The following is a 20,620-nucleotide window of genomic DNA, read 5'->3' on the forward strand; positions in this document are numbered from 1 at the left end:
GCTGCCACGTAGGCGCCGCAGCAGGCGGCGATTGACAGGTACGACGACGGCGGGGTGAGATGCGGTGCACAAAGTCTGAGTTGATCGGCCCAGCTCCAGGGCCCCGCCTCTGCAGGTCCGGCATCGCATGAAGGTCCGTCTCGGCTTGCTCGTGCTCATGCTCGCCGCGATCGTCGCGGCGCCGCATTCCCATGCCGCAGATAGGTCGGCGCCACGGGTCGCGCTGGTGATCGGCAACAGTAAATATCCCGATGCCGACAAGCCGCTCAGTCAGGCGGTCAGCGATGCCCGCGAACTCGCCGACGACCTGAAGCGCGCCGGCTTCGATGCAGAACTCGGCGAGGACCTGAGCGGCGATGCGATGCGCCGCGCGTTCGACCGGCTGTATCAGCGGACCAAACCAGGCGCAGCCGCGCTGGTGTTCTTCAGCGGCTTCGGCATCCAGTCGGGGCGGCAGAGCTACCTGATCCCGGTCGATGCGCAGATCTGGACCGAGCCTGACGTCAGGCGAGACGGCATCGCGCTCGAGACCGTTCTCAATGAGCTGAACAGTCGTGGCGCATCGGTCAAGATTGCCCTGGTCGACGCTTCGCGCCGCAATCCGTTCGAGCGACGCTTTCGCAGTTTCTCCGCCGGCCTCGCACCGGTGATCGCGCCGAACGGCTCGCTGGTGATGTACGCCGCCGCATTGAGCGCCGTCGTCACAGATAATACGCGCACGCGCAGCCCATTCGCCGATGCTTTGCGCGACGAGATCCGCGCACCCGGCATATCCGCCGAGGAGGCACTCAATCGCACCCGGACCGCCGTCACCCGTGCCTCGGGCGGCGAGCAGGTACCGTGGATCTCATCCTCTCTGGCCGAGGACTTCGTCTTCGTCCCCGGGGCCGAGGCGGACAAGCCGATCGCTGCTCCCGGGCCGGCGAAACCAGCCGCCGCCGCTCCTGCGGAGATCGCAAAACCGGCGACAGCGCCGCCCGAAACCAAGCCACCGGAGGCCGCGGCAGCGAAGCCGGCGGGTGGCCGCGACGACGACAGACTGGCGCTGGCGCTCGCCGGCGATCCCACGGTGAAATCGCTGAGCGCTCAGATTGCGGACAAGCCGTCCGACGGCAATGCGTATTACCGGCGCGGTCAGGTCTATGCCAGCAAGGGCGCGTATCGGACCGCGATCAAGGACTTCGACGAAGCGATCCGCCTGAACGCCAAGGACGTCGAAGCCTACAACAATCGCTGCTGGGTTCGCACCGTCATCGGCGAACTGGAGTCCGCGCTGCCTGACTGCGACCAGGCGCTACAGCTCCGCCCCAATTTCGTCGATGCGCTCGACAGCCGCGGTCTGCTGCACCTGAAGAGCGGCCGCGACCAGGCGGCGATCGCCGACTTCGACGCCGCGCTCAAGATCAATCCGCGGCTGACTTCGTCGCTGTACGGCCGCGGACTGGCGCGCAAACGGATCGGGCTGGGCTCCGAGGGCGAGATCGACCTGACCACCGCCAGAAAGCTCGATCCGAACATCGGCAAGGAGTTCGCCGGCTACGGCGTGCAATAGGCGCGACGGTCACGCCGCGCCGCGTTGAACCTGCCGCCGCGATGGCGCGACGATCAGAACGACGAGGCGATGCCGATCCTTCGCCAGCAAAGCGGTCGCCCAATCGCAGGAGAACGAACGATGACCTGGATGCCCGCAGCCCAACACCGCGCCATGCTCGGCGCCCTCATCCTCGGCCTCAGCGCAGTCCTCCCGTTCGTCGCCGCATCGGCCGGTGAGGTCACATCCGACCAGATCGTGCGGGCGCTGACGCCGAACAAGCCGCTGACCCGCGGCCTGTCGGCCGCACAGCCGGCCGCCACGAGCCCCGACCCAATTCAGGCCAAGTTCGTCGATGGCCTGCGCAACCGGCCGACCCGGTCACTGTCGTCCGCTGAACGTACCCAGATCGCCGAGATCACCAAGGACAAGCCGAATATCGACCTCGAAATCACCTTCGAATACAACTCCGCCAATATCAGCCGTCAGGCGGCACCGGCAGTCGAAGCGCTCGGCAAGGCGCTGTCCAGTCCCGATCTCAAAGGAGCGACCTTCGTGGTCGCCGGCCATACCGACAGCGTCGGTGGCGAAGGCTTCAATCAGGAGCTGTCGGAACGCCGCGCCGATACCATCAAGCGGGTACTGGTCGAAAAGTACGGCATTGCGGGCGCCGACCTCGTCACCGTCGGTTACGGCGAGAGCCGGCTGAAAGATCCGGCGCACCCCGATAGCGGCGTCAATCGCCGGGTGCAGGTGGTCAACATGTCGGACCAGAGCGCTTCTGCCAAATGATCGGCATTCCAACCGATACCGGCTATGCTTCGAAGGCGTTCCGCTCCGCGGGACGCCTTCGCTGTTTTGTCACTATTGGGCGGTGTATAGAATCCCCCGGCGCGCGCGAGCGCGAGAACCGGCTGACGTCAGGCATTCGACAGTTCGGCGAGTACAGAGATGATCGATGCGTGGACCCGCCCGAACCTGTTGCCGGCACGCGCTGCGATCGTCGCCGGGCTGCTCTGCACCATGGTCACGATGGTCCGCGCGGATCAGGCCGCGACCAATGCAGGCGTTCAGGTCGTGGTGGCCAAAGCCGCCAACGCCTGCTTCTCCGACATGGTCCGGGTCACCGGCTTCGTGGTGCCACGCAGGGATGCGGTGGTGATCGCCGACAGCGACGGCCGCGTCACCGACGTGCTGGTGCGCGAGGGCGACATCGTCACCGACAATCAGGATCTGATCCGCGTCAGCGGACCCGGCGGCAGCAGGACGCTGAAGGCGCCGGCGGCCGGGCTGATCACCGAGGTGCGGACCGCCGCCGGCGCGCCGGCCTCGCCGCTGGCCGGACCGATGCTGCGGATCGCCGTCGGCAATGAACTCGAGATCGACGCCGAAGTGCCGAGCATTCACGCCCTCAAGGTCAGGCCCGGTGCCGCGGCGCGGATCAGCCGCGACGACGGCACCGAACTCACCGGCACGGTGCGGCTCGGCGCGCCGCAGATCGACCGCAAGACCCAGTTCGGTCAGGTGCGGATCGCGCTCGCCGCGTCGCCCGCGCTCAAGGTCGGGATGTTTGCCCGCATCACCATCGACGCGCGGCGGAGCTGCGGCGTCGCGATCCCGCGGTCGGCGATCGACCATTCCACCGTACAGGTGGTGACGGACAACGTCGTCGAAACCCGCTCGGTCAAGGTCGGGCTGACTTCCGATAGCGCGATCGAGATCGTCGAAGGTGTGCGCGAGGGTGAAATCGTGGTGGCCGACGCCGGCACCTCGCTGCAGGACGGCGACCGCGTCAAGCCGATATTCCCCGACGATTCCGAGCGATCGAAAGCGCGCTGATGGGCCTCAACGTTTCCTCCTGGTCGATCCGGCACCCGCTGCCCTCGATCGTGTTCTCGATCATCCTGCTGGCGCTGGGCTGGATCAGCTTCACCAAGCTGGCGGTGACGCGGCTACCGAGCGCCGACATCCCGGTGATTTCGGTGGCGGTGTCGCAGTTCGGCGCGGCGCCGGCCGAACTGGAAGCGCAGGTCACCAAGACCATCGAGGACGGCGTCTCTGGCGTCGAAGGCGTCCGCCACATCGCTTCCTCGATCACCGACGGGTTGTCGGTGACGACGATTCAGTTCGCGCTGGAAACCAACACCGACCGCGCGCTCAACGACGTCAAGGACGCGGTGACGCGGGTCCGCGCCAACCTGCCGCAGAACATCAACGAGCCGCTGATCCAGCGCGTCGACGTGATCGGCCTGCCGATCGTCACCTATGCGGCGATCTCGCCCGGCAAGACGCCGGAGCAGCTCTCCTGGTTCGTCGACGACGTGGTCAAACGTGCCCTGCAGGGCGTGCGCGGCGTCGCCCAGGTCGAGCGGATCGGCGGCGTCGAACGCGAGATCCTGGTATCGCTCGATCCCGACCGGCTGAGAGCGGCGGGATTGACCGCGCTCGACGTCTCGCGGCGGCTGCGCGGCACCAATGTCGATCTCGCCGGCGGCCGCGCGGAGATCGGCAACAACGATCAGGCGATCCGCACGCTGGCCGGGGCCCGGGCGCTGAACGACCTCGCCGGCACCATGATCAGTCTGAACGCCGGCGGCGAAGTGCGGCTCGACGACCTCGGCACCGTCACCGACACCATCGCGGCGCGGCGCACCTTCGCGCGCTTCAACGGCGAGCCGGTGGTGGCGCTCGGCATCAAGCGATCCAAGGGCGCCAGCGACGTGGTGGTGGCCGAAGCGGTGCAGAAGCGGATCGATGCGCTGGCCGCGCAATATCCCGATGTCGAATTGAAGCTGATCGACACTTCGGTCGACTACACCAAAGGCAATTACGAGGCGGCGATCTCGACCCTGTTCGAGGGCGCGATCCTCGCCGTGATCGTGGTGTTCCTGTTCCTGCGTGATTTCCGCGCCACCGTGATCGCGGCGATCTCGCTGCCGCTATCGATCTTCCCGGCGTTCTGGGCGATGGACATGCTGGGGTTCTCACTGAACCTGGTCAGCTTCCTCGCCATCACGCTGTCGACCGGCATCCTGGTCGACGACGCCATCGTCGAGATCGAAAACATCGTCCGCCACATGCGGATGGGCAAGTCGCCGTATCAGGCGGCGATCGAAGCCGCCGACGAGATCGGACTCGCGGTGATCGCGATCTCGCTGACCATTATCGCGATCTTCGCGCCGGCCAGCTTCATGTCCGGCATCGCCGGGCAGTTCTTCAAGCAGTTCGGCATCACGGTTTCGGTGCAGGTATTCTTCTCGCTACTGGCGGCGCGGTTCGTCACGCCGGTGCTGGCGGCGTATTTCCTCAAGGACCACCCGCACGTCGAAAAGCCGCCCGGCAAAATACTCCGGACCTATACGAGCATCGTCACCTGGTCGGTGCAGCACTACTACATCACGGTGCTGATCGGACTCGGCACCTTCGCCGCCTCGATCTGGAGCATTGTGCTGCTGCCGCAGGGCTTCCTGCCGGCGCAGGACACCGCGCGCTCGGTGCTGGCGATGCAACTGCCGCCCGGCACCCAGATCGGGACCACCGAGAAGACCACCGAGGCGATCGTCAAGCTGCTGCGCGAACGGCCCGAGGTCCGAAGCGTGTTCGTCGACGGCGGCCGGGTGCCGCCCGGCGTGCAGGAAGTCCGCCGCGCTTCGCTCATCATCAACTACACCCCGAAGAGCGATCGCTCGATTACCCAGCGTGAGCTCGAGCATGAAATCAGCAAGCAGCTCGATCAGGTGCCGGACATTCGCTACTGGTTCCTCGACGAGAACGGCCTGCGGGCGATCGCGCTGGTGGTGACCGGAAACGACAGCGCCGTGGTCGACAACGTCGCCCAGGAGCTGGCTTCGCAGATGAAGCGGATTCCGCTGATCTCCAACGTCATTTCGGAGACTGCGCTGGACCGGCCGGAGCTGCGGATCCGGCCCCGCGCCGATCTCGCCGCCCGGCTCGGCGTTTCGACCGAGAGCCTGTCCGAGACCATTCGCGTTGCCACCATCGGCGACGTCGGCCCGGCGCTCGCCAAGTTCGACGCCGGCGACCGCCTGGTGCCGATCCGGGTGCAACTCGAAGAATCCGCGCGCGGCGAACTCGCCACCCTCGAACAACTTCAAGTCCCGATCTACGGCGGTCGCGGCGCGGTGCCGCTGTCGGTGGTCGCCGACGTCAAATTCGATCAGGGTCCGACCAGCATCAATCGTTACGACCGGCTGCGCCAGGCAACGGTGGCGGCCGATCTGGTCGGCAATTCGGCGCTCGGCGACGCCACCAAGCAGATCAACGAGCTGCCGGTGATGAAGTCGCTGCCGAAGGGCGTGAAGGTCAGCCCCTCGGGCGATGCCGAAAACCTCGCCGAACTGTCGGACGGCTTCGCCACTGCGATCAGCGGCGGCCTGATGATGGTGTATGCGGTGCTGGTGCTGCTGTTCGGCACCTTTCTGCAGCCGATCACCATCCTGTTCTCGCTGCCGCTGTCGATCGGCGGCGCGATCGCCGCGCTGCTGCTGGCCGGCAAGCAGCTCACCACGCCGGTCTGGATCGGCATCCTGATGCTGATGGGCATCGTCACCAAGAATGCCATCATGCTGATCGAATTCGCCATGGAGGCGATGCGTGACGGCAAGAGCCGCGACGCCGCGATCATCGACGCCGGCCAGAAGCGCGCCCGCCCGATCGTGATGACCACGATCGCGATGGTGGCCGGCATGACGCCGAGCGCGCTGGCGTTCGGAGCCGGCGGCGAGTTCCGCTCGCCGATGGCGCTGGCGGTGATCGGCGGCCTGATTTTCTCCACGGTGTTGTCGCTGATCTTCGTGCCGGCGGTGTTCATGATGATGGACGACGTCGGCCGTGGCTTCTGGGCCGTGGGCAAGAAGCTGCTGAGCGGCAGCGCCCGCGAGGCGGCCGAGGCGGCGCCCGCACCATCCGCCGGTACGGAGCCCACGCCGCCCGCCGACAAGCCGTCATTCCGGCGCGAATGACATTGTGGCCGCAGGACCAGATGGGTTCGCCGCATGAGTGAGGAGCCGAGATGAAGCCGATCAGGATCGCAGGCGCCATTGCGGCCCTGCTCGTCGTCGCGGCCGCGCTGCTGATCGCGATCGGGATTCCGGCCGGTGCACTGACCACAGCAATCCAGAGTCGGATCGAGCGCGACACCGGCTACCGGGTCACGATCGCCGGGACCGGGACGGTGCGGCTGTTCCCCGCAGTGGCGCTCACTCTGCACGATGTGACCGCGGAAACGCCGGACGGCGGCCCAGCGGATCCGAGGCTGAAGATCGCCACCGTCCGCGCCGAATTGCCGCTGACCAGCCTGGTATCCGCGACGCCGCGCATCACCGAACTGACGCTGATCAGTCCCGAGCTCCACCTGCCGCTGCTGCGCCGGCGCGGCGACGCGGCAGCCACGCCTGCGTCCGCGCGCAAGGCCGACGCCGGGCTGGCCGAGATCGAACGCATCGTCATCCAGGACGGCGCGGTGGTGATGACCAGCGCCGCCGATCGCATCGAGCGACGGATCGGCGGCATTCAGGCCGACGTCGAGCGCGACGACGCCAGAGGTCCGATTACCGCAAGCGGCTCGGCGGCGCTGGGCCGGTCGCCGCTGTCGTTCGAACTGACCGCGACGCCGCCATCCGACGAGCGGCAGCCGATATTGGTCGACGTCACGCTCGACGCACCGGGGCTGCTGACGTCGCGGCTGAGAGCGAGAGCGGAGGCCAGGCTGCGCGACGCCACGCTGTCGATCAACGGCATCAGCGGCAAACTCGGCGACGCCCCATTCAACGGCTGGGCGGCGGTCGACGTTGCCGGCAAGCCGCGGGTGAAGCTCGATCTAGATTTCCGGCGTCTCGATCTCGTCGCCATCACCCGCTCCGTCCCGCCGGGCGCACCGTGGAGCGAGGCGCCGCTCGACTTCGTCGGCTTGAACTACGTCGATGCAGAGATCCGGCTGTCCGCCGCCGAGCTGAACATCGGCCCGGCGCGGATCGCGCCGGCGTCCGCCGACGCCGGGCTGGCCAGCGGCGTGCTGTCGGTGCGGGCGAGCCGTCTCGGCGCCTATGGCGGCGAAGCGACCGGGACGCTGACGATCGACGCATCCAACACGGAGCCGTCGTTCAATCTGCGATGCGACATCGATGGTGTTCAGGCCCTACCGCTGCTCGACGGGCTGACCGATTTCGACCGGCTCGACGGCAAGATGCAGGCGAAGCTGGCGCTGCGCAGCAGCGGCGGCAGCGCCCGCGCGATCGCATCCGGCCTGAACGGCAGCGCCGCGATCGGACTCCGCGACGGCGCGATCCGCGGCATCGACATCACCCGCATGATCCGCAACCTGACCGCGCACCCGCAGGACGGCTGGCAGACCGCTCCCACCGACGCCACCGATCTGAGCGAGTTCGCGGCTTCGTTCCGGATCGTGCAAGGTCAGGCCGTGACCTCCGACCTCCAGTTCGCCGGACCGCTGGTGCGGATGACCGGCGCGGGCAACATCGACCTGCCGGCCAAGACGCTGGCACTCGCGGCCGAACCGAAACTGGTGCTGACGGCCCCAGGTCAGAACAGCTTGACGCGAGGCGCCGGCGGACCGGGCGCGGAACCGATCGGCTTCGGTGTCCCGGTGAAGATCGAAGGGCCTTGGGCGGCGCCGCGAATCTTCCCCGACATCGCCGGAATGCTCGACGATCCGGACGCCGCGTACCAGCGCCTGCGCCGGATCGGCAGTGGTCTGTTCGGTCTGCTCGGGAGCAGCCCACCCAATCATGGCGCCGCAGACGCAACCGATCCTCACGGCGACGACCCCGGCGCCGCCGCGAATGCGATCATCAAGCAATTGTTCGGACGGTGACGATCCGATGCAGCAGACAGCAGATACATCATACGGGGATCGAAATACGGGGATCGGATCGGCGCGCCGTGCCCGTGAGCGCTCGCGGTCTGGACGAGGAGCGACAATGACGGCGAGCCTCGCTCTGCCCCGGCACGACCGACAACGGCCGCGCTTCGCAACAGCGCTCCTGATGCTGGCGGCGGCCTGCGGGCAGGTGCAGCCGGCCGTTGCTCAGCAGAGCGAGGTCGGCGCCCAGGCCGTGACGGTGCTGGTGGCCGCCAAGGCCTGCTTTCCGGCCATCGTCGAAGTCTCCGGCTTCCTGATCCCGCGCGACGAAGTCTCGGTGCGCCCGGACCGGCCGAACGCCAAGGTCACGGACGTCCTGAAAGACGCCGGCGAGACCGTAACCCAGGGCCAGACACTGGCCAGGCTGGAGGGCGGCAGCGCCGTGCAGGCGCCGGTCGCCGGGCTGGTGTCGGCGTCGACCGCCATGATCGGTGCGCCGGCGTCGTCGAAGGGCGAAGCGCTGTTCACCATCGTCACCCGGGGTGAGTTCGACCTGGTCGGCCAGGTGCCGACCCGCGACATGCCGCGCCTCGCGGCCGGACAGGCCGCGACCGTCAAGGTGGTCGGCGACGCCAACGAGATGCAGGGCAAGGTGCGCCGCGTTTCCGCAACGGTGGAGCCGAAGACCCAGCTCGGCAACGTGTTCGTCGGCATCGGTTCGGACAGGCGTCTGCTCGCCAACGCATCCGGCCGTGCCGCCATCAAGACCGGTGAGAGCTGCGGCATTTCGGTGCCGCTCACCGCAGTGATCTACGACCCTGTCGGCACCGTCGTGCAGGTCGTCCGGCGTCAAACCGTCGAAACCCGACGGGTCGAGATCGGGCTGATGGCGGGTGGCAATGTCGAGATCCGCGACGGCCTGAAGGAAGGCGATATCGTGGTGGAGCGTGCTGGCGCCCAGCTTCGCGAAGGCGACGCGGTGCGGCCGGTCCTGACCTCCGGCGCTTCGACCAAATAGCAGCCGAAGCGCCCTCGGCGATCGGACGCCCCGACGATCAGCCGCGGGCGCTGTGCGGTCCAGCCACCCGCGCCAGCGACAGGCGCTCCCGATGCGTCCCCTCCTTGTCGGCGAAGACCGCGTAGTACAACGCGTAGGCCCAGCCGATCCCGGTCCAGCCGAGCAACAGATTGCCGGCATACAGTCCCCATTTGTATTCGACGTTACGCGCAAACGCGATCAGCATCGGCGCGCAATACAGCACAGCGGCAACCAGATACATCGACCAGACGATCACCTGCATATTGGCGTCGTAGGGCAGCCCAGCCAGTCCGGACATGTCTTTCCTCCATGAGACTTGATGTGGGAAATGGCACTGTCTTTCCCTTTGGAGCTGACGAGCAAACTCACGGCGCCGTTCGAGCGGCGACCCGACGAGGGATTATCGTTGCGTGAACTGTGCGAAAGACGCGGCGCAACAAACTTTGTTTGAAATCAAGAGTGCAACGCGAAAGGCCGCGTCATTTCAACGCGGCAAGCAATGTTCATGCGCGATCCGCGCCAATAATAGGTAACGGCGCGCCGCTGACGATCAGTATCGTGAATAGCGCGCTGACGCCTGGAAACGATACATCCTAACCGACGCGCAACTACGCGCTGCGCGCCAGCGCGCCGTCGATCATCGCCACCGCATTGCCGACGCCGTAGACGGCCACGAACGAACCGAACCGCGGCCCCTTCTCCTGGCCGAGCAGCACCTGGTACAGCATGTTGAACCAGTCGAGCGACACGCCCGGCTTGCCGTCCTTGGCGGCCTTCTTGTGATCGAGGAACGGCTCGCGGCGGCCGATCTCGTAGACGACGTCCTGGATCGCCTCGGCGGTGGCGTCCGCCGGCAGTTGCGACAGCGCATCGCGCAGGTCCTGCAGCGCCGCGCGCTCCTGATCGGTCGGATCGCGGAACACTTTGGTCGGGGCGACGAAGTCGCGATAGTAGTTGATCGCGTAACCAACCATCGCGTCGAGCTTGGGATGCGTTTCGGGGGTGACGCCCGGCCGGTAGCGGCCGATGAAGCCCCACAGCGTCTCGGCGTTCTCGGCATTGGACGACGATACCAGCGTCAGCAGAAGCTGGAACGTCACCGGCATGTCGGCCTTCGGCGGCTGGCCGGAATGGATGTGCCAGACTGGGTTGGCGAGCCGCTGCTTCAGATCCTGCCGCGCGTAGCCATCGAGGAACTGCTGATAGTCGTCGACATTGCGCGGGATCACGTCGAAATACAGCCGCTTCGCCGCCTTCGGCTCGCGGTACATGAACAGCGACAGCGATTCCGGCGAGGCGTAGCGCAACCACTCCTCGATCGTCAGACCGTTGCCCTTCGACTTCGAGATCTTCTGCCCCTTATCGTCGAGGAACAGCTCGTAGTTGAAGCCTTCCGGCGGCGTGCCGCCGATCGCCTGGGCGATCTTGCCTGAGAGCTTGACCGAGTCGATCAGATCCTTGCCGGCCATTTCGTAGTCGACGCCGAGCGCGGTCCAGCGCATCGCCCAGTCCGGCTTCCATTGCAGCTTGCAATGCCCGCCGGTGACCGGAACGGTGACGCGCTCGCTGGTTTCCGGATCGTCGTACGACACCGTGCCGGCCTTGACATCATGCTCGACGATCGGCACCTGCAGCACGATCCCGGTGCGCGGGCAGACGGGGAGGAACGGCGAGTAGCTGGCGGCGCGCTCCTCGCGCAGGCTCGGCAGCATGATCGCCATCACCTTGTCGAGCCGCTCCAGCACCTTAAGCAGCGTCGCGTCGAACCGGCCGGACTTGTAGTAGTCGGTTGCCGAGGCGAATTCGTAGTCGAATCCGAAAGTGTCGAGAAAGGCGCGCAGCCGCGCATTGTTGTGGGCGCCGAACGAATCGTGGGTGCCGAACGGATCCGGCACGCTGGTCAGCGACTTGCCGAGATTCTTCTCCAGCAGCTCCTTGTTCGGCACGTTGTCCGGCACCTTGCGCAGACCGTCCATGTCGTCCGAGAACGCCAGCAGCTTGGTCTTGATCTTGTCGTCGGTCAGCACCCGGAAGGCGTGGCGGACCATCGTGGTGCGCGCGACCTCGCCGAAGGTGCCGATGTGCGGCAGGCCCGACGGTCCGTAGCCGGTCTCGAACAGCACCTCGTCCTTCGGATGCTTTTTCAGCCGGTTCACCAGCGCGCGCGCCTGCTCGAACGGCCAGGCGTTGGATTGTTCGGCGAGGGTGCGCAGCTCGGAAGCGCTCGGAAGGTCGATCGTGGTCATTCGGGTCTCCAGCCGCCTTTGAAGGCGGGTCTTTCAAAACGGGCTGACGGAAAAATACCGCAACCAAAGATCGGTGTACTGGCCCTTGTCCCAAACCCGGAACAGCGCCCAATTCAGCGCCTGGCGCAACGTGTCGTTGCCCTTGCGCACAGCGATGCCGACGCCTTCGCCGAAATAGCGGCTTTCCAGAAACGGCGCGCCGGCGAATGCGCAACAATTCTCCGAATCGGTGCCGTTGATCCAGAACGCCAGCGAAATCGCATCGCCGAAGATGAAGTCGACTTCGCCGCGTTTCAGCGCCGCGCGCAGCGCCTCGGCATTCGGATAGGAATGCAGCTCGGCGTCGGTGAACATCGCCTTCAGATAGGCTTCGTGCGCCGAGCCCGCGACCGCACCGATCTTGCGACCCTCGAGATATTCGGGGCGCATCTCCGGAATCACCGCGTCCTTGCGCGCGACGAACCGGGCCGGCGTGCGATAATACGGATCGGTGAAATCCAGCTTGGTTCGGGTCTGCGGCGTCACCGCCAGCGACGCGATGATTGCATCGCCGCGGTTGCTGGAAAGCGCGTCCAGCAGGGTCTCGAACTTGCGCATCTGCACCGTGCAGGTGACCTTGATCTCCTCGCACAACGCGCGCGCCAGATCGACGTTAAACCCCGCCGGATTGCCGTCGGCCCCGGTGAAGTTGAACGGCGGGTAGTCGACCTCGGTGAGGAACCGGATCATGGTCAGGCGCGACATGTCCGGCCGCTCCGGCCGCCGGCGCGGATCCCAGAACCCCGGCACCGCATGGGCGGTGGCGTCGGCAACCGCCTTCGCCTCCGGACTGGTCTGGGCGGCACGCGCAGGCATCGGCGCCAGCAACGCGATCGTCACGGCATACGCCAGCGCCGCAAGGCGCGTGCGCGATGCGGCGAGTCGACTATTGCCGAAAAAAACAATCTGTGGTTGCATAATCAAGGGTTCCGCACCGGCGGTCTTATAGACCATCCGACGCGGGAGGCGAGTGTCGTTTGCGTAAGGGCGTGCCATGGTCGTGACCGACCGCGCCGGACTGCACGATACGATGACGGGGCGGCGCGGCGATGATGGGGCGACTCCGTCATGGCCCGAACGGCTCCGCTTCCCGGTGGCCCGGCCGACCGGATTCAGCGGGCATGATGATGATCCCGGCAATGATTGCGGCGGTGATCACCGCGATGATCGCGGCGGCGGCCCGACCGACAGCGTCGGCTCGCGGGACGATACGACGCCGGAACTGGACTGCCTGCGCCACGTGCTGGCGCCTGCGCTGCTGCAAGCGGCGGCGCGGCGCGGATACGATCTCCAGATCGGTGCCGATCGCGTTCTGATCCACCACGGGCTGATCGACGAGGGATCGTATCTGCGGCATTTGTCCCACGCGCTCAGCCTCGATATCGAGGAGTTCGACGAGCGCCGCCGCGCCGACTGCCCGCTGAGCGACGCACAGATCCCCGCCGCGGCGGCCGCCGGGATCACTCCGCTGCGCCTGAACGGCGATCTGGTTTGGGTGCTGGCTCCGCAGCGCCTGACGAGCCGCGGACTGTGCCTGCTGCTGGCGAGGTTTCCGGAAACGCGGCCGAGGCTGCGACTATCCTCGGCCATCGCCCAACAGAACTTCCTCGCCAAGTACGGCGCATCGGCACTGACTGAAACCTCTTGTGCCGAATTGCAGCGACGGTTTCCGGCCCTGTCGGCAGCGCCGCCGCACGCTCCGCTGTGGCGGCAGCGCCTGCAACGCGGCGGCTGCGTGGCCGCCGTGATGGTACTGCCGCTGTGCCTGGACCCGGAGGTCACCACGGCTTTTCTGGCAATCTGGTTCATCGGCTTCGCCGGCCTGCGGCTGCTGGCCAGCCTGTGGCCGCGTCGGGCTCCGCCGATCTCCGTGCGGCGCCCCGACGCCGACCTGCCGGTCTACACCGTGGTGGCGGCGCTGTATCGCGAGGCCGACTCGGTCGGACCGCTGGTCGAGGCACTCGAAGCGCTCGACTATCCGCCCGAAAAGCTCGATCTGATTCTGGTGATCGAGCCCGACGACCTTTTCACTCGTGCGGCTCTGGCACGGCTGAAGCCGCGCCCACACCTGCGGGTGCTGATCGCGCCTGCGGTCGCGCCAAAGACCAAACCCAAGGCTCTCAACTATGCGCTGGCGTTCGCGCGCGGCAGCTTCATCGCAGTGTTCGACGCCGAGGACCGACCGGACCCGGGTCAGTTGCGTGCGGCACTCGCAGCGTTCGACGGCGCCGGCCGCGAGACCGCCTGCGTTCAGGCCAGCCTGTGCATCGACAATCTAACCCACAGTTGGCTGTCGCGCACCTTTCTGGCCGAATATGCCGGCCAGTTCGATCTGTTTCTGCCCGGCCTCGCCGCGCTCGGCCTGCCGCTGCCGCTCGGAGGTTCCTCGAATCATTTCCGCACCGACGTGCTGCGGGCCATCGGTGCCTGGGATCCGCACAATGTTACTGAAGACGCCGATCTGGGATTCCGGCTCGCCCGGCTCGGTTATCGCTGTGGCACCTTCGCATCGACCACATATGAAGAGGCGCCGCTCACGTTCGGCAATTGGCTTCGGCAGCGCTCGCGCTGGATGAAGGGCTGGATCCAGACCTGGGAGGTGCACATGCGCCACCCCCTGCGGCTGTGGCGCGAGACCGGCATCGGCGGCGTCCTCGCCCTCAATCTGCTGCTCGGCGGCAACGTGCTGTCGGCGCTGGCCTATCCGCTGCTCCTGATGATCGCGCTGATGTCCGCGGCAGATTGGGCGGATTCGTCGCCGAACTGGCTGGCAGCGGACACGCCCACGGCCTTGCACTGGCTCGCAATCTCGTCGGGCGTCGCATCGACCATCGTGGTCGGCCTGCTCGGTCTGGTGCGTCGGCGGCAATGGCGGCATGCCGGCGTGCTGATGTTGACGCCGCTGTACTGGCTGTGCCTGTCGATCGCCGCCTGGCGGGCGCTCGCGCACTACGTCTGGTGTCCATACCGATGGGACAAGACCCAACATGGCGTCGCCAGCCGTCCGCACCCACTGGCACCGAAGGCATCTGCCTGGCGGCGTCGATGGCGGCGTTCAGAGGCCGCTACAGATACCGCTTCAGATCGGCCGCAGCCTCCTCGGGCTTGCGCTTGATGTTGAAGGGCGCGACGAAATTGCCGGACTTGTCCATCAGATAGATCAGCGCGGTGTGATCCATCGTGTAATCGCCGTCCTTGAGCGGAACTTTCTTGGCATAGACCCGATAGCCCTTTTCGATCTTCTCGGTGGCCTCCGGCGTTCCGACCAGCCCCTTCAGATGCGGATCGAAACTCGACAGATAGTCCTTCATCGATTGTGGCGTGTCGCGCTCGGGATCGACCGAGACGAAATAGGCGTTGATTCGATCGGCGTCGCTGCCCATCGCAGCGAGTACCTGCGACAGTTCAAACAACGAGGTCGGACAGACGTCGGGGCAGCGGGTGAAACCGAAGAAGATCAGCGTCGGCTTACCCTTCATGCTCTGTTCGGTGACGATCTGGCCGTTGTGATCGGTAAGCCGGAATGGGCCGCCGATCGTCGCCGGCGCCGAAATCTTCTGCAAGCCACCGAGCAGCCACAGCACGACCACGAGACCGACGATCAGGCTGCCGGCGAAGGCGGCGACGATCACGAGCGGACGGATGGATTTGGCTTGTGCAGGCATCGGCAGTGTCCTTCCGAACTCGGACCGGCCGAGGTGGCGGCGTGCCTGCCTGGCCGGAGCGAGGTGCGGATCGAACCGCACTGCTGCCCCCAATAGAGCGCCCGGCAGCGGCGGGCAAGCCGCCGCCCCGCCGCGCAGATCACGTCATGCGGAGAACGAGCCGCCACGGCCGGAGGGGACGAGAAAGGGGCGTCGGCGCAGAGACGTCAGCGGCCGGCTTGCGCCTGCGCGTCCATGTAACAGGGGCGGTACATCGACATCAATTGCTTGCCGCGCAGGAAGATCATGTGGCGCGTCAGGCCGCCCCGCTTCGAGATCCAACGGCGGATGTTGATCGGATACATCGTGTACAGCATCTGCGTCGCCTCGGCGTTGGTGACGGCGTTGCCGTTGGAGCCGAGATCCCATGCCGCGTGGAAACCGAGATTGGCCCGAGACGTCACGCAGATCTTATCGTGCGGGACCGCACCTAGCACGATGGTGCAGGCCGACGCGCAGAGCCCGTCGATCATGACGGTTTCGCCGGAGCTGCGCAGCGACTGGTATTTGTCGACATAGGTTCCGATTCGGCCACCACGATCGTCGGCGATTCGCACCATCGCCTGGCTCGACGCCACGCCGGCCAGCAGCAGCACGGCCGCGAGCATCCCCGTGAACAGTCTCATGGCTCCCCCACCGATCCCCGCCACGAACCCGCAGACCGCGCGACCTCGCAACAACGGCAGGGTGATTTCCGATCAGAGCTTTGTCCAGATCGACGGCGGACTCGGGGGCAGTTTCAGAGCGAGTGTTGCCCGCAGGATGCACTGAGGCTTCGCGAGGTCCCAAACTGAAACAGCGCAAGCCCGGGCATGGAACACGCCTCCCAAGGTTCCGTCTCGGCGTCGCGCGGCCTCGGAAGAGTCGTCGGTCCATCCAGCCCGAATCCGAATGAGCAGATCCGGGACCGGCCTGAACAGGTGACCGGCGGGGAAGGCAGCGCGCGGCCCCGACGTCCGCTCGATCCGATCCCGTCCCTGCCCGACGAGCCACCACCCGATTTGAGTTAGTAGCGCGGCGGAGCCCGACACTTGCGTCGAAGGGAGGCCAATTAGTTCACGGTCATGGAACCGTCATAATGGCTGTTGCGACGCTCTCCCGAAAACTAACCGTCCGACTTCGGACAACTACCGGAATTCCCGTATTGCGGGAGAATTTAAGGCAACCTTAGCACCAGGTGGTCCATGCTTAGTTCATTACGACAGGACGGTATTCGAATCCGGAGAGACTTCGGACGGAGCGGTCGACAGCCATCCGACAGCGCCGCGACGACACAGACCAAACGCCATACAGCGGCTCGCCGTTGGCCAGCCACCGCAACATCACAGATCATCGTTCTCCAACAATCGAACCCTCGGGATTCTCCATGTCTCTTCGTCTCGGTCTCACGCCCAAGATCAACTCGATCGCCCTGGTCGGCATCGCCGGCGTTCTCGCCTTCGGCGTGCTGTATATGGTCGGGACGTCCTCGCAGGATGCCGCCAACTTGATCGATGAACGCGCGCGCATGCTCGGCGACAGCAACGCGAAACTGCAGATCGCCCTGCTCGAGCAACGCCGCGCCGAGAAGAACTTCATGCTGCGCAAGGACGAGCAATATCTCGGGCTGTTTCAGCAGAGCGGGCGGGCCGCCGCCGACACGCTGGCCGACATGATCCGGCAGACCGAGGCGACCGGCCAGAGCGAGCTGACCCGGAGCTTGCGGGCGGTGCAGGCCGGGTTCGAGACGTATCAGCGCCAGTTCGGCACACTCGCCGATGCGACCGTGAAGCTCGGCCTCAAGGAAGACGTTGGTCTGGAGGGCAGCCTGCGGAGCTCGGTCCATGACGTCGAAAAGGCGATCGGCAGCTTCGACTCGCCGTCGCTGATGGTGACGATGCTGATGATGCGCCGGCACGAAAAGGACTTCATGCTTCGCCGCAACCCGAAATACGGCGACGAAATGAAGAAGCGCTCCGCCGAATTCACCAGGGAGCTCGCGGCCTCCGATCTGCCCGAGGCGGCCAAGGCAGAGATCGCCAGGAAGCTCGCCGCATATCAGCGCGACTTCTCGGCCTGGATGGAGGGCGCCCTCGCGCTGGATCGTGCCGAGAACGAAATGGTGAAGACCTATCGATCGCTGCAGCCGGCGCTCGACGACCTGTTCAGCACGGTGCGGCAGCAGGCCGAACGCGCCAAGACGATGGCGCTGACGGCGCGCCAGACGACCGAACACCGGATGCAGCTCGCGATCATCGCCATCATCCTGGCCGTGATGGTGCTCGGCATCTGGATCGCACGCTCGATAACCAAGCCGCTCAGCGGGCTGAACACTGGCATCCGCCGGCTCGGCGACGGCGAACTCGATCTGGTGTTGCCGGCCCTGCAGCGCAGCGACGAAATCGGCGACATGGCCCGCGCAGTGGAATCCTGCAAGCTGAAGGCACAGGAGCGTGCCGCAGCCGAGGCTGCAGCCCAGGCCGAACAGGACCGGCTGGCGGCGCAGCAGCGCAAGCGCGAGATGATCGCGCTGGCCGACCAGTTCGAAAGCGCGGTCGGCGAAATCGTCGAGACGGTGTCGTCGGCCTCGACCGAACTCGAAGCCTCGGCCACGACGCTGACCTCGACCGCCGACCACGCCCAGCAATTCACCAACCTGGTCGCCGCGGCCTCCGAAGAGGCGTCCACCAACGTGCAATCGGTCGCCTCGGCGAGCGAGGAAATGGCGTCGTCGGTCAACGAGATCAGTCGGCAGGTGCAAGAATCGGCCCGCATCGCCAGCGAGGCGGTCACCCAGGCCGAGGCCACCAATGAACGGGTCAGCCACTTGTCCGAAGCCGCAGCGCGGATTGGCGACGTCGTCGAACTGATCAACTCGATCGCCTCGCAGACCAACCTGCTGGCACTCAACGCCACCATCGAGGCGGCGCGCGCCGGCGAGGCCGGCCGCGGCTTCGCCGTGGTCGCGGCCGAGGTCAAGCAACTCGCCGAACAGACCGCCAAGGCCACCGAACAGATCAGTCAGCAGGTCGGCGGCATCCAGAGCGCAACCGATCAGTCCGCGACCGCGATCCGCCAGATCGGCGACACCATCGCGCGGATGTCGGAAATCGCCGCGACCATCGCATCCGCAGTGGAAGAACAGGGAGCCGCGACCCAGGAGATTTCGCGCAACGTGCATCACGCCGCCGAAGGCGCCCATCAGGTGTCGGTGAACATCGTCGAGGTCCAGCACGGCGCCACAGCCACCGGCTCCGCTTCGGCGCAAGTGCTCACGGCAGCGCAATCGCTGGCCCATGACAGCACCCGGCTGAAGGACGAGGTCGCCCGCTTCCTCCGAACGGTGCGAGCGGCGTAGTCGACGCCGCACTGCCGATTGATGACCAAGTGGTTACCACGCCGCGGCGTTAATGAACTTCGTAAAGGTTGATTCTGCTCGGTCGTTGACGGGCGTCGCGATTGCAACCAATCATCCGGCGATAGTCATTTCAGGCGCTGAGGAACGTCCATGTCTCGCTTGTCCGCCGCTTTACTCGCTTCCGCCGTCGTCGCCGGCGCGGCCGTCGCGCTGCCGACCGCCGCCTCCGCTTGCTACGGCTGCGCGCCCCCGCCGTGTTACGGCTGCTATCAGCAGCAATACGTAGCTCCGGAGTACCGCACCGTCGAGGAGACCGTGATGGTGGCGCCCGGCCGCGTCGTCGCTCATCGCGTCCCGCCGCAGTACCGCACCGTGATGGTGCCGAAGACCGTGATGGTGGCGCCCGGCGGTGTCGCCTACGAACGCATTCCGCCGCAATTCGCAACCCGCGAGCGGGTCGAGATGGTGTCGCCGGGCTACAGCTACTACGCGCCGGTGCGCCCGCGCTGCGGCGGCTGCGGCTGGTAACGGCTCGCGGTGATGTCGTAGCGACTAGCGCTACGCGCCGCGCCGAGTCGCGGCACTCGCAATCGCATTGTCGCGGCCGGGACAACGAGCCCCGGCCCTTGACGTGCGAGCCGGCCCGCCCGCTCTCTCAGCTTCGCCGGAACGGCAGCTTCGGTCCGTCGAGCCTGCGCAGCCCCGGCTCGCGCCGTTCCAGCCACCAGCCGTATTGCTTCGGCCAGTCGGCGAACGCCTCGTCGCCTTCGGTGAGTTCGAGCTGGGCGTGAAGCGCCCAATTCGGGTCGAACAGCGCCTCGCGGCCGATCGCGATCAGATCGGCCTGCCCCTGCTCGACGATATTCTCCGCCTGATCCGGATGGACGATCAGCCCGACCGCGATGGTCGGGATCTCGGCCTCGGTCCGGATGGTTTCGGCGAACGGCACCTGGAAGCCGTAGCCGCGGGGAATCCGGTTGGCGGTCGCCGATCCGAGTAGTCCGCCGGACGAACAATCGATGATGTCGGCGCCCCGCGCCTTGGCCTCGCGCGCGAACACCACCGAATCCTGCAGCTCGATGCCGCCTTCGACGCCGTCGACCGACGATACCCGCACCGCCAACGGCAGCGTGTCGGGCCAGGCGGCCCGCACCGTCTCGAGCACTTCCAGCGGAAACCGCATCCGCCCGGCGCGATCGCCGCCATAGGCGTCGGTGCGCTGGTTCGACAACGGCGACAGAAACGAGTGCAACAGGTAACCGTGGGCGCAATGCACTTCGAGCATCTCGAACCCAGCCTCGACCGCCCGCAGGGTCGCGCTGCGCCAGGCGTCGAGCAGATGATCGAGATCGCGATCGGTCAACTCCTGCGGCGTCAGCCAGCCGTCGTCCATCGGGATCGCGCTCGGCGCCACGATATCCCACGGCTGGTCACCGCGGGCGGCGTCCTCGGCGGTCAGAGCGGCGTTGCCGTACCACGGCCGCTGCATGCTCGCCTTGCGGCCAGCGTGGGCGAGTTGGATCGCCGGCACCGCACCGTTGTCGCGCAGGAAGGCGGCGATGCGCTCCAGCGGCCGAATCTGGTCGTCGTTCCACAACCCGAGATCGCCGTGGGTGATGCGGCCGTTGGCGGTGACCGCGGTGGCCTCGACCATCACGATCCCGGCGCCGCCCTGGGCGAATTTGCCCAGATGCACCAGATGCCAATCACTGGCCACCCCATCGACCGCGGAGTACTGGCACATCGGCGAGATCAGGATGCGGTTTTTCGCGGTGATGCCGCGCAGGGTGATCGGGCGAAACAGCGGCGGCAATGACATCAGGACTCCACAACGTTCCTCGAAAGACTTCTTCAGTCGGGCGGCTTCACGGCTCAGCGCCGGA

Annotated in this window: 15 protein-coding genes; 9 read left to right on the top strand and 6 right to left on the bottom strand. The window is 66.4% G+C overall.

Annotated elements, in window-relative coordinates; genetic code table 11:
* The first annotated feature begins 127 nt into the window (after positions 1 to 127).
* From DU475_RS14065 to DU475_RS14090, 6 genes are all read left to right on the top strand, one after another.
* Entirely contained in the window at positions 128 to 1,552 is a 1,425-nt protein-coding gene (locus DU475_RS14065) for a caspase family protein (RefSeq protein WP_164632470.1), read from the top strand.
* Between the two features lie 120 nt (positions 1,553 to 1,672).
* Positions 1,673 to 2,323, top strand: a complete 651-nt coding sequence (locus tag DU475_RS14070; protein WP_164632471.1) for an OmpA family protein — start codon at positions 1,673 to 1,675, stop codon at positions 2,321 to 2,323.
* 159 nt (positions 2,324 to 2,482) lie between these two features.
* The gene (locus tag DU475_RS14075; RefSeq protein ID WP_164632472.1) at positions 2,483 to 3,370 is read left to right on the top strand and encodes an efflux RND transporter periplasmic adaptor subunit; all 888 of its coding nucleotides are present in this window, start codon (positions 2,483 to 2,485) and stop codon (positions 3,368 to 3,370) included.
* Positions 3,370 to 6,513 carry an efflux RND transporter permease subunit gene (locus tag DU475_RS14080; protein WP_164632473.1) on the top strand — a complete coding sequence of 1,048 codons (3,144 nt, stop codon included), beginning with the start codon at positions 3,370 to 3,372 and terminating at the stop codon, positions 6,511 to 6,513. The genes DU475_RS14075 and DU475_RS14080 overlap by 1 nt, the downstream gene beginning before the upstream one ends.
* A gap of 50 nt (positions 6,514 to 6,563) precedes the next feature.
* The gene (locus tag DU475_RS14085; RefSeq protein ID WP_164632474.1) at positions 6,564 to 8,384 is read left to right on the top strand and encodes an AsmA family protein; all 1,821 of its coding nucleotides are present in this window, start codon (positions 6,564 to 6,566) and stop codon (positions 8,382 to 8,384) included.
* A 106-nt stretch (positions 8,385 to 8,490) separates the two neighbouring features.
* A complete protein-coding gene (locus DU475_RS14090) occupies positions 8,491 to 9,390 on the top strand; it encodes an efflux RND transporter periplasmic adaptor subunit (RefSeq protein ID WP_164632475.1) in 900 nt (299 codons plus the stop codon).
* A gap of 37 nt (positions 9,391 to 9,427) precedes the next feature.
* On the opposite strand, the gene DU475_RS14095 is transcribed toward DU475_RS14090, so the two are convergent.
* The 3 genes from DU475_RS14095 to DU475_RS14105 form a co-directional block, all read right to left on the bottom strand.
* Positions 9,428 to 9,709 carry a superinfection immunity protein gene (locus DU475_RS14095; RefSeq protein ID WP_047308025.1) on the bottom strand — a complete coding sequence of 94 codons (282 nt, stop codon included), beginning with the start codon at positions 9,707 to 9,709 and terminating at the stop codon, positions 9,428 to 9,430.
* 310 nt (positions 9,710 to 10,019) lie between these two features.
* On the bottom strand, positions 10,020 to 11,657 hold the full coding sequence (locus DU475_RS14100; protein ID WP_013504494.1) for a lysine--tRNA ligase: 1,638 nt from the start codon (positions 11,655 to 11,657) through the stop codon (positions 10,020 to 10,022).
* A 33-nt stretch (positions 11,658 to 11,690) separates the two neighbouring features.
* Entirely contained in the window at positions 11,691 to 12,614 is a 924-nt protein-coding gene (locus tag DU475_RS14105; RefSeq protein ID WP_041808083.1) for an ABC transporter substrate-binding protein, read from the bottom strand.
* A gap of 76 nt (positions 12,615 to 12,690) precedes the next feature.
* Between DU475_RS14105 and DU475_RS14110 the strand changes: the two genes are divergently transcribed.
* Positions 12,691 to 14,811, top strand: coding sequence for a glycosyltransferase family 2 protein (locus DU475_RS14110; protein WP_013504496.1), 2,121 nt, complete (start codon positions 12,691 to 12,693; stop codon positions 14,809 to 14,811).
* Here the strand turns inward: DU475_RS14110 and DU475_RS14115 are convergent.
* Both DU475_RS14115 and DU475_RS14120 read right to left on the bottom strand, forming a co-directional pair.
* Entirely contained in the window at positions 14,762 to 15,361 is a 600-nt protein-coding gene (locus tag DU475_RS14115) for an SCO family protein (RefSeq protein ID WP_013504497.1), read from the bottom strand. The two genes, DU475_RS14110 and DU475_RS14115, sit on opposite strands and share 50 nt — an antisense overlap.
* A 206-nt stretch (positions 15,362 to 15,567) precedes the next feature.
* Entirely contained in the window at positions 15,568 to 16,026 is a 459-nt protein-coding gene (locus DU475_RS14120) for a hypothetical protein (RefSeq protein ID WP_164632476.1), read from the bottom strand.
* A gap of 740 nt (positions 16,027 to 16,766) precedes the next feature.
* Here DU475_RS14120 and DU475_RS14125 point away from each other — a divergent pair.
* Together DU475_RS14125 and DU475_RS14130 are read left to right on the top strand one after the other, a co-directional pair.
* Positions 16,767 to 18,737, top strand: coding sequence for a methyl-accepting chemotaxis protein (locus tag DU475_RS14125; protein ID WP_164632477.1), 1,971 nt, complete (start codon positions 16,767 to 16,769; stop codon positions 18,735 to 18,737).
* 150 nt (positions 18,738 to 18,887) lie between these two features.
* Positions 18,888 to 19,265 carry a hypothetical protein gene (locus DU475_RS14130; protein WP_164632478.1) on the top strand — a complete coding sequence of 126 codons (378 nt, stop codon included), beginning with the start codon at positions 18,888 to 18,890 and terminating at the stop codon, positions 19,263 to 19,265.
* Between the two features lie 127 nt (positions 19,266 to 19,392).
* On the opposite strand, the gene DU475_RS14135 is transcribed toward DU475_RS14130, so the two are convergent.
* Positions 19,393 to 20,556: an NADH:flavin oxidoreductase/NADH oxidase gene (locus tag DU475_RS14135; protein WP_013504501.1), complete on the bottom strand. Its 1,164-nt coding sequence runs from the start codon at positions 20,554 to 20,556 to the stop codon at positions 19,393 to 19,395.
* Positions 20,557 to 20,620: the final 64 nt, after the last annotated feature.

Source organism: Rhodopseudomonas sp. WA056 (genome assembly GCF_010906995.1).
GTDB classification, from domain to species: Bacteria; Pseudomonadota; Alphaproteobacteria; order Rhizobiales; family Xanthobacteraceae; genus Rhodopseudomonas; species Rhodopseudomonas palustris_G.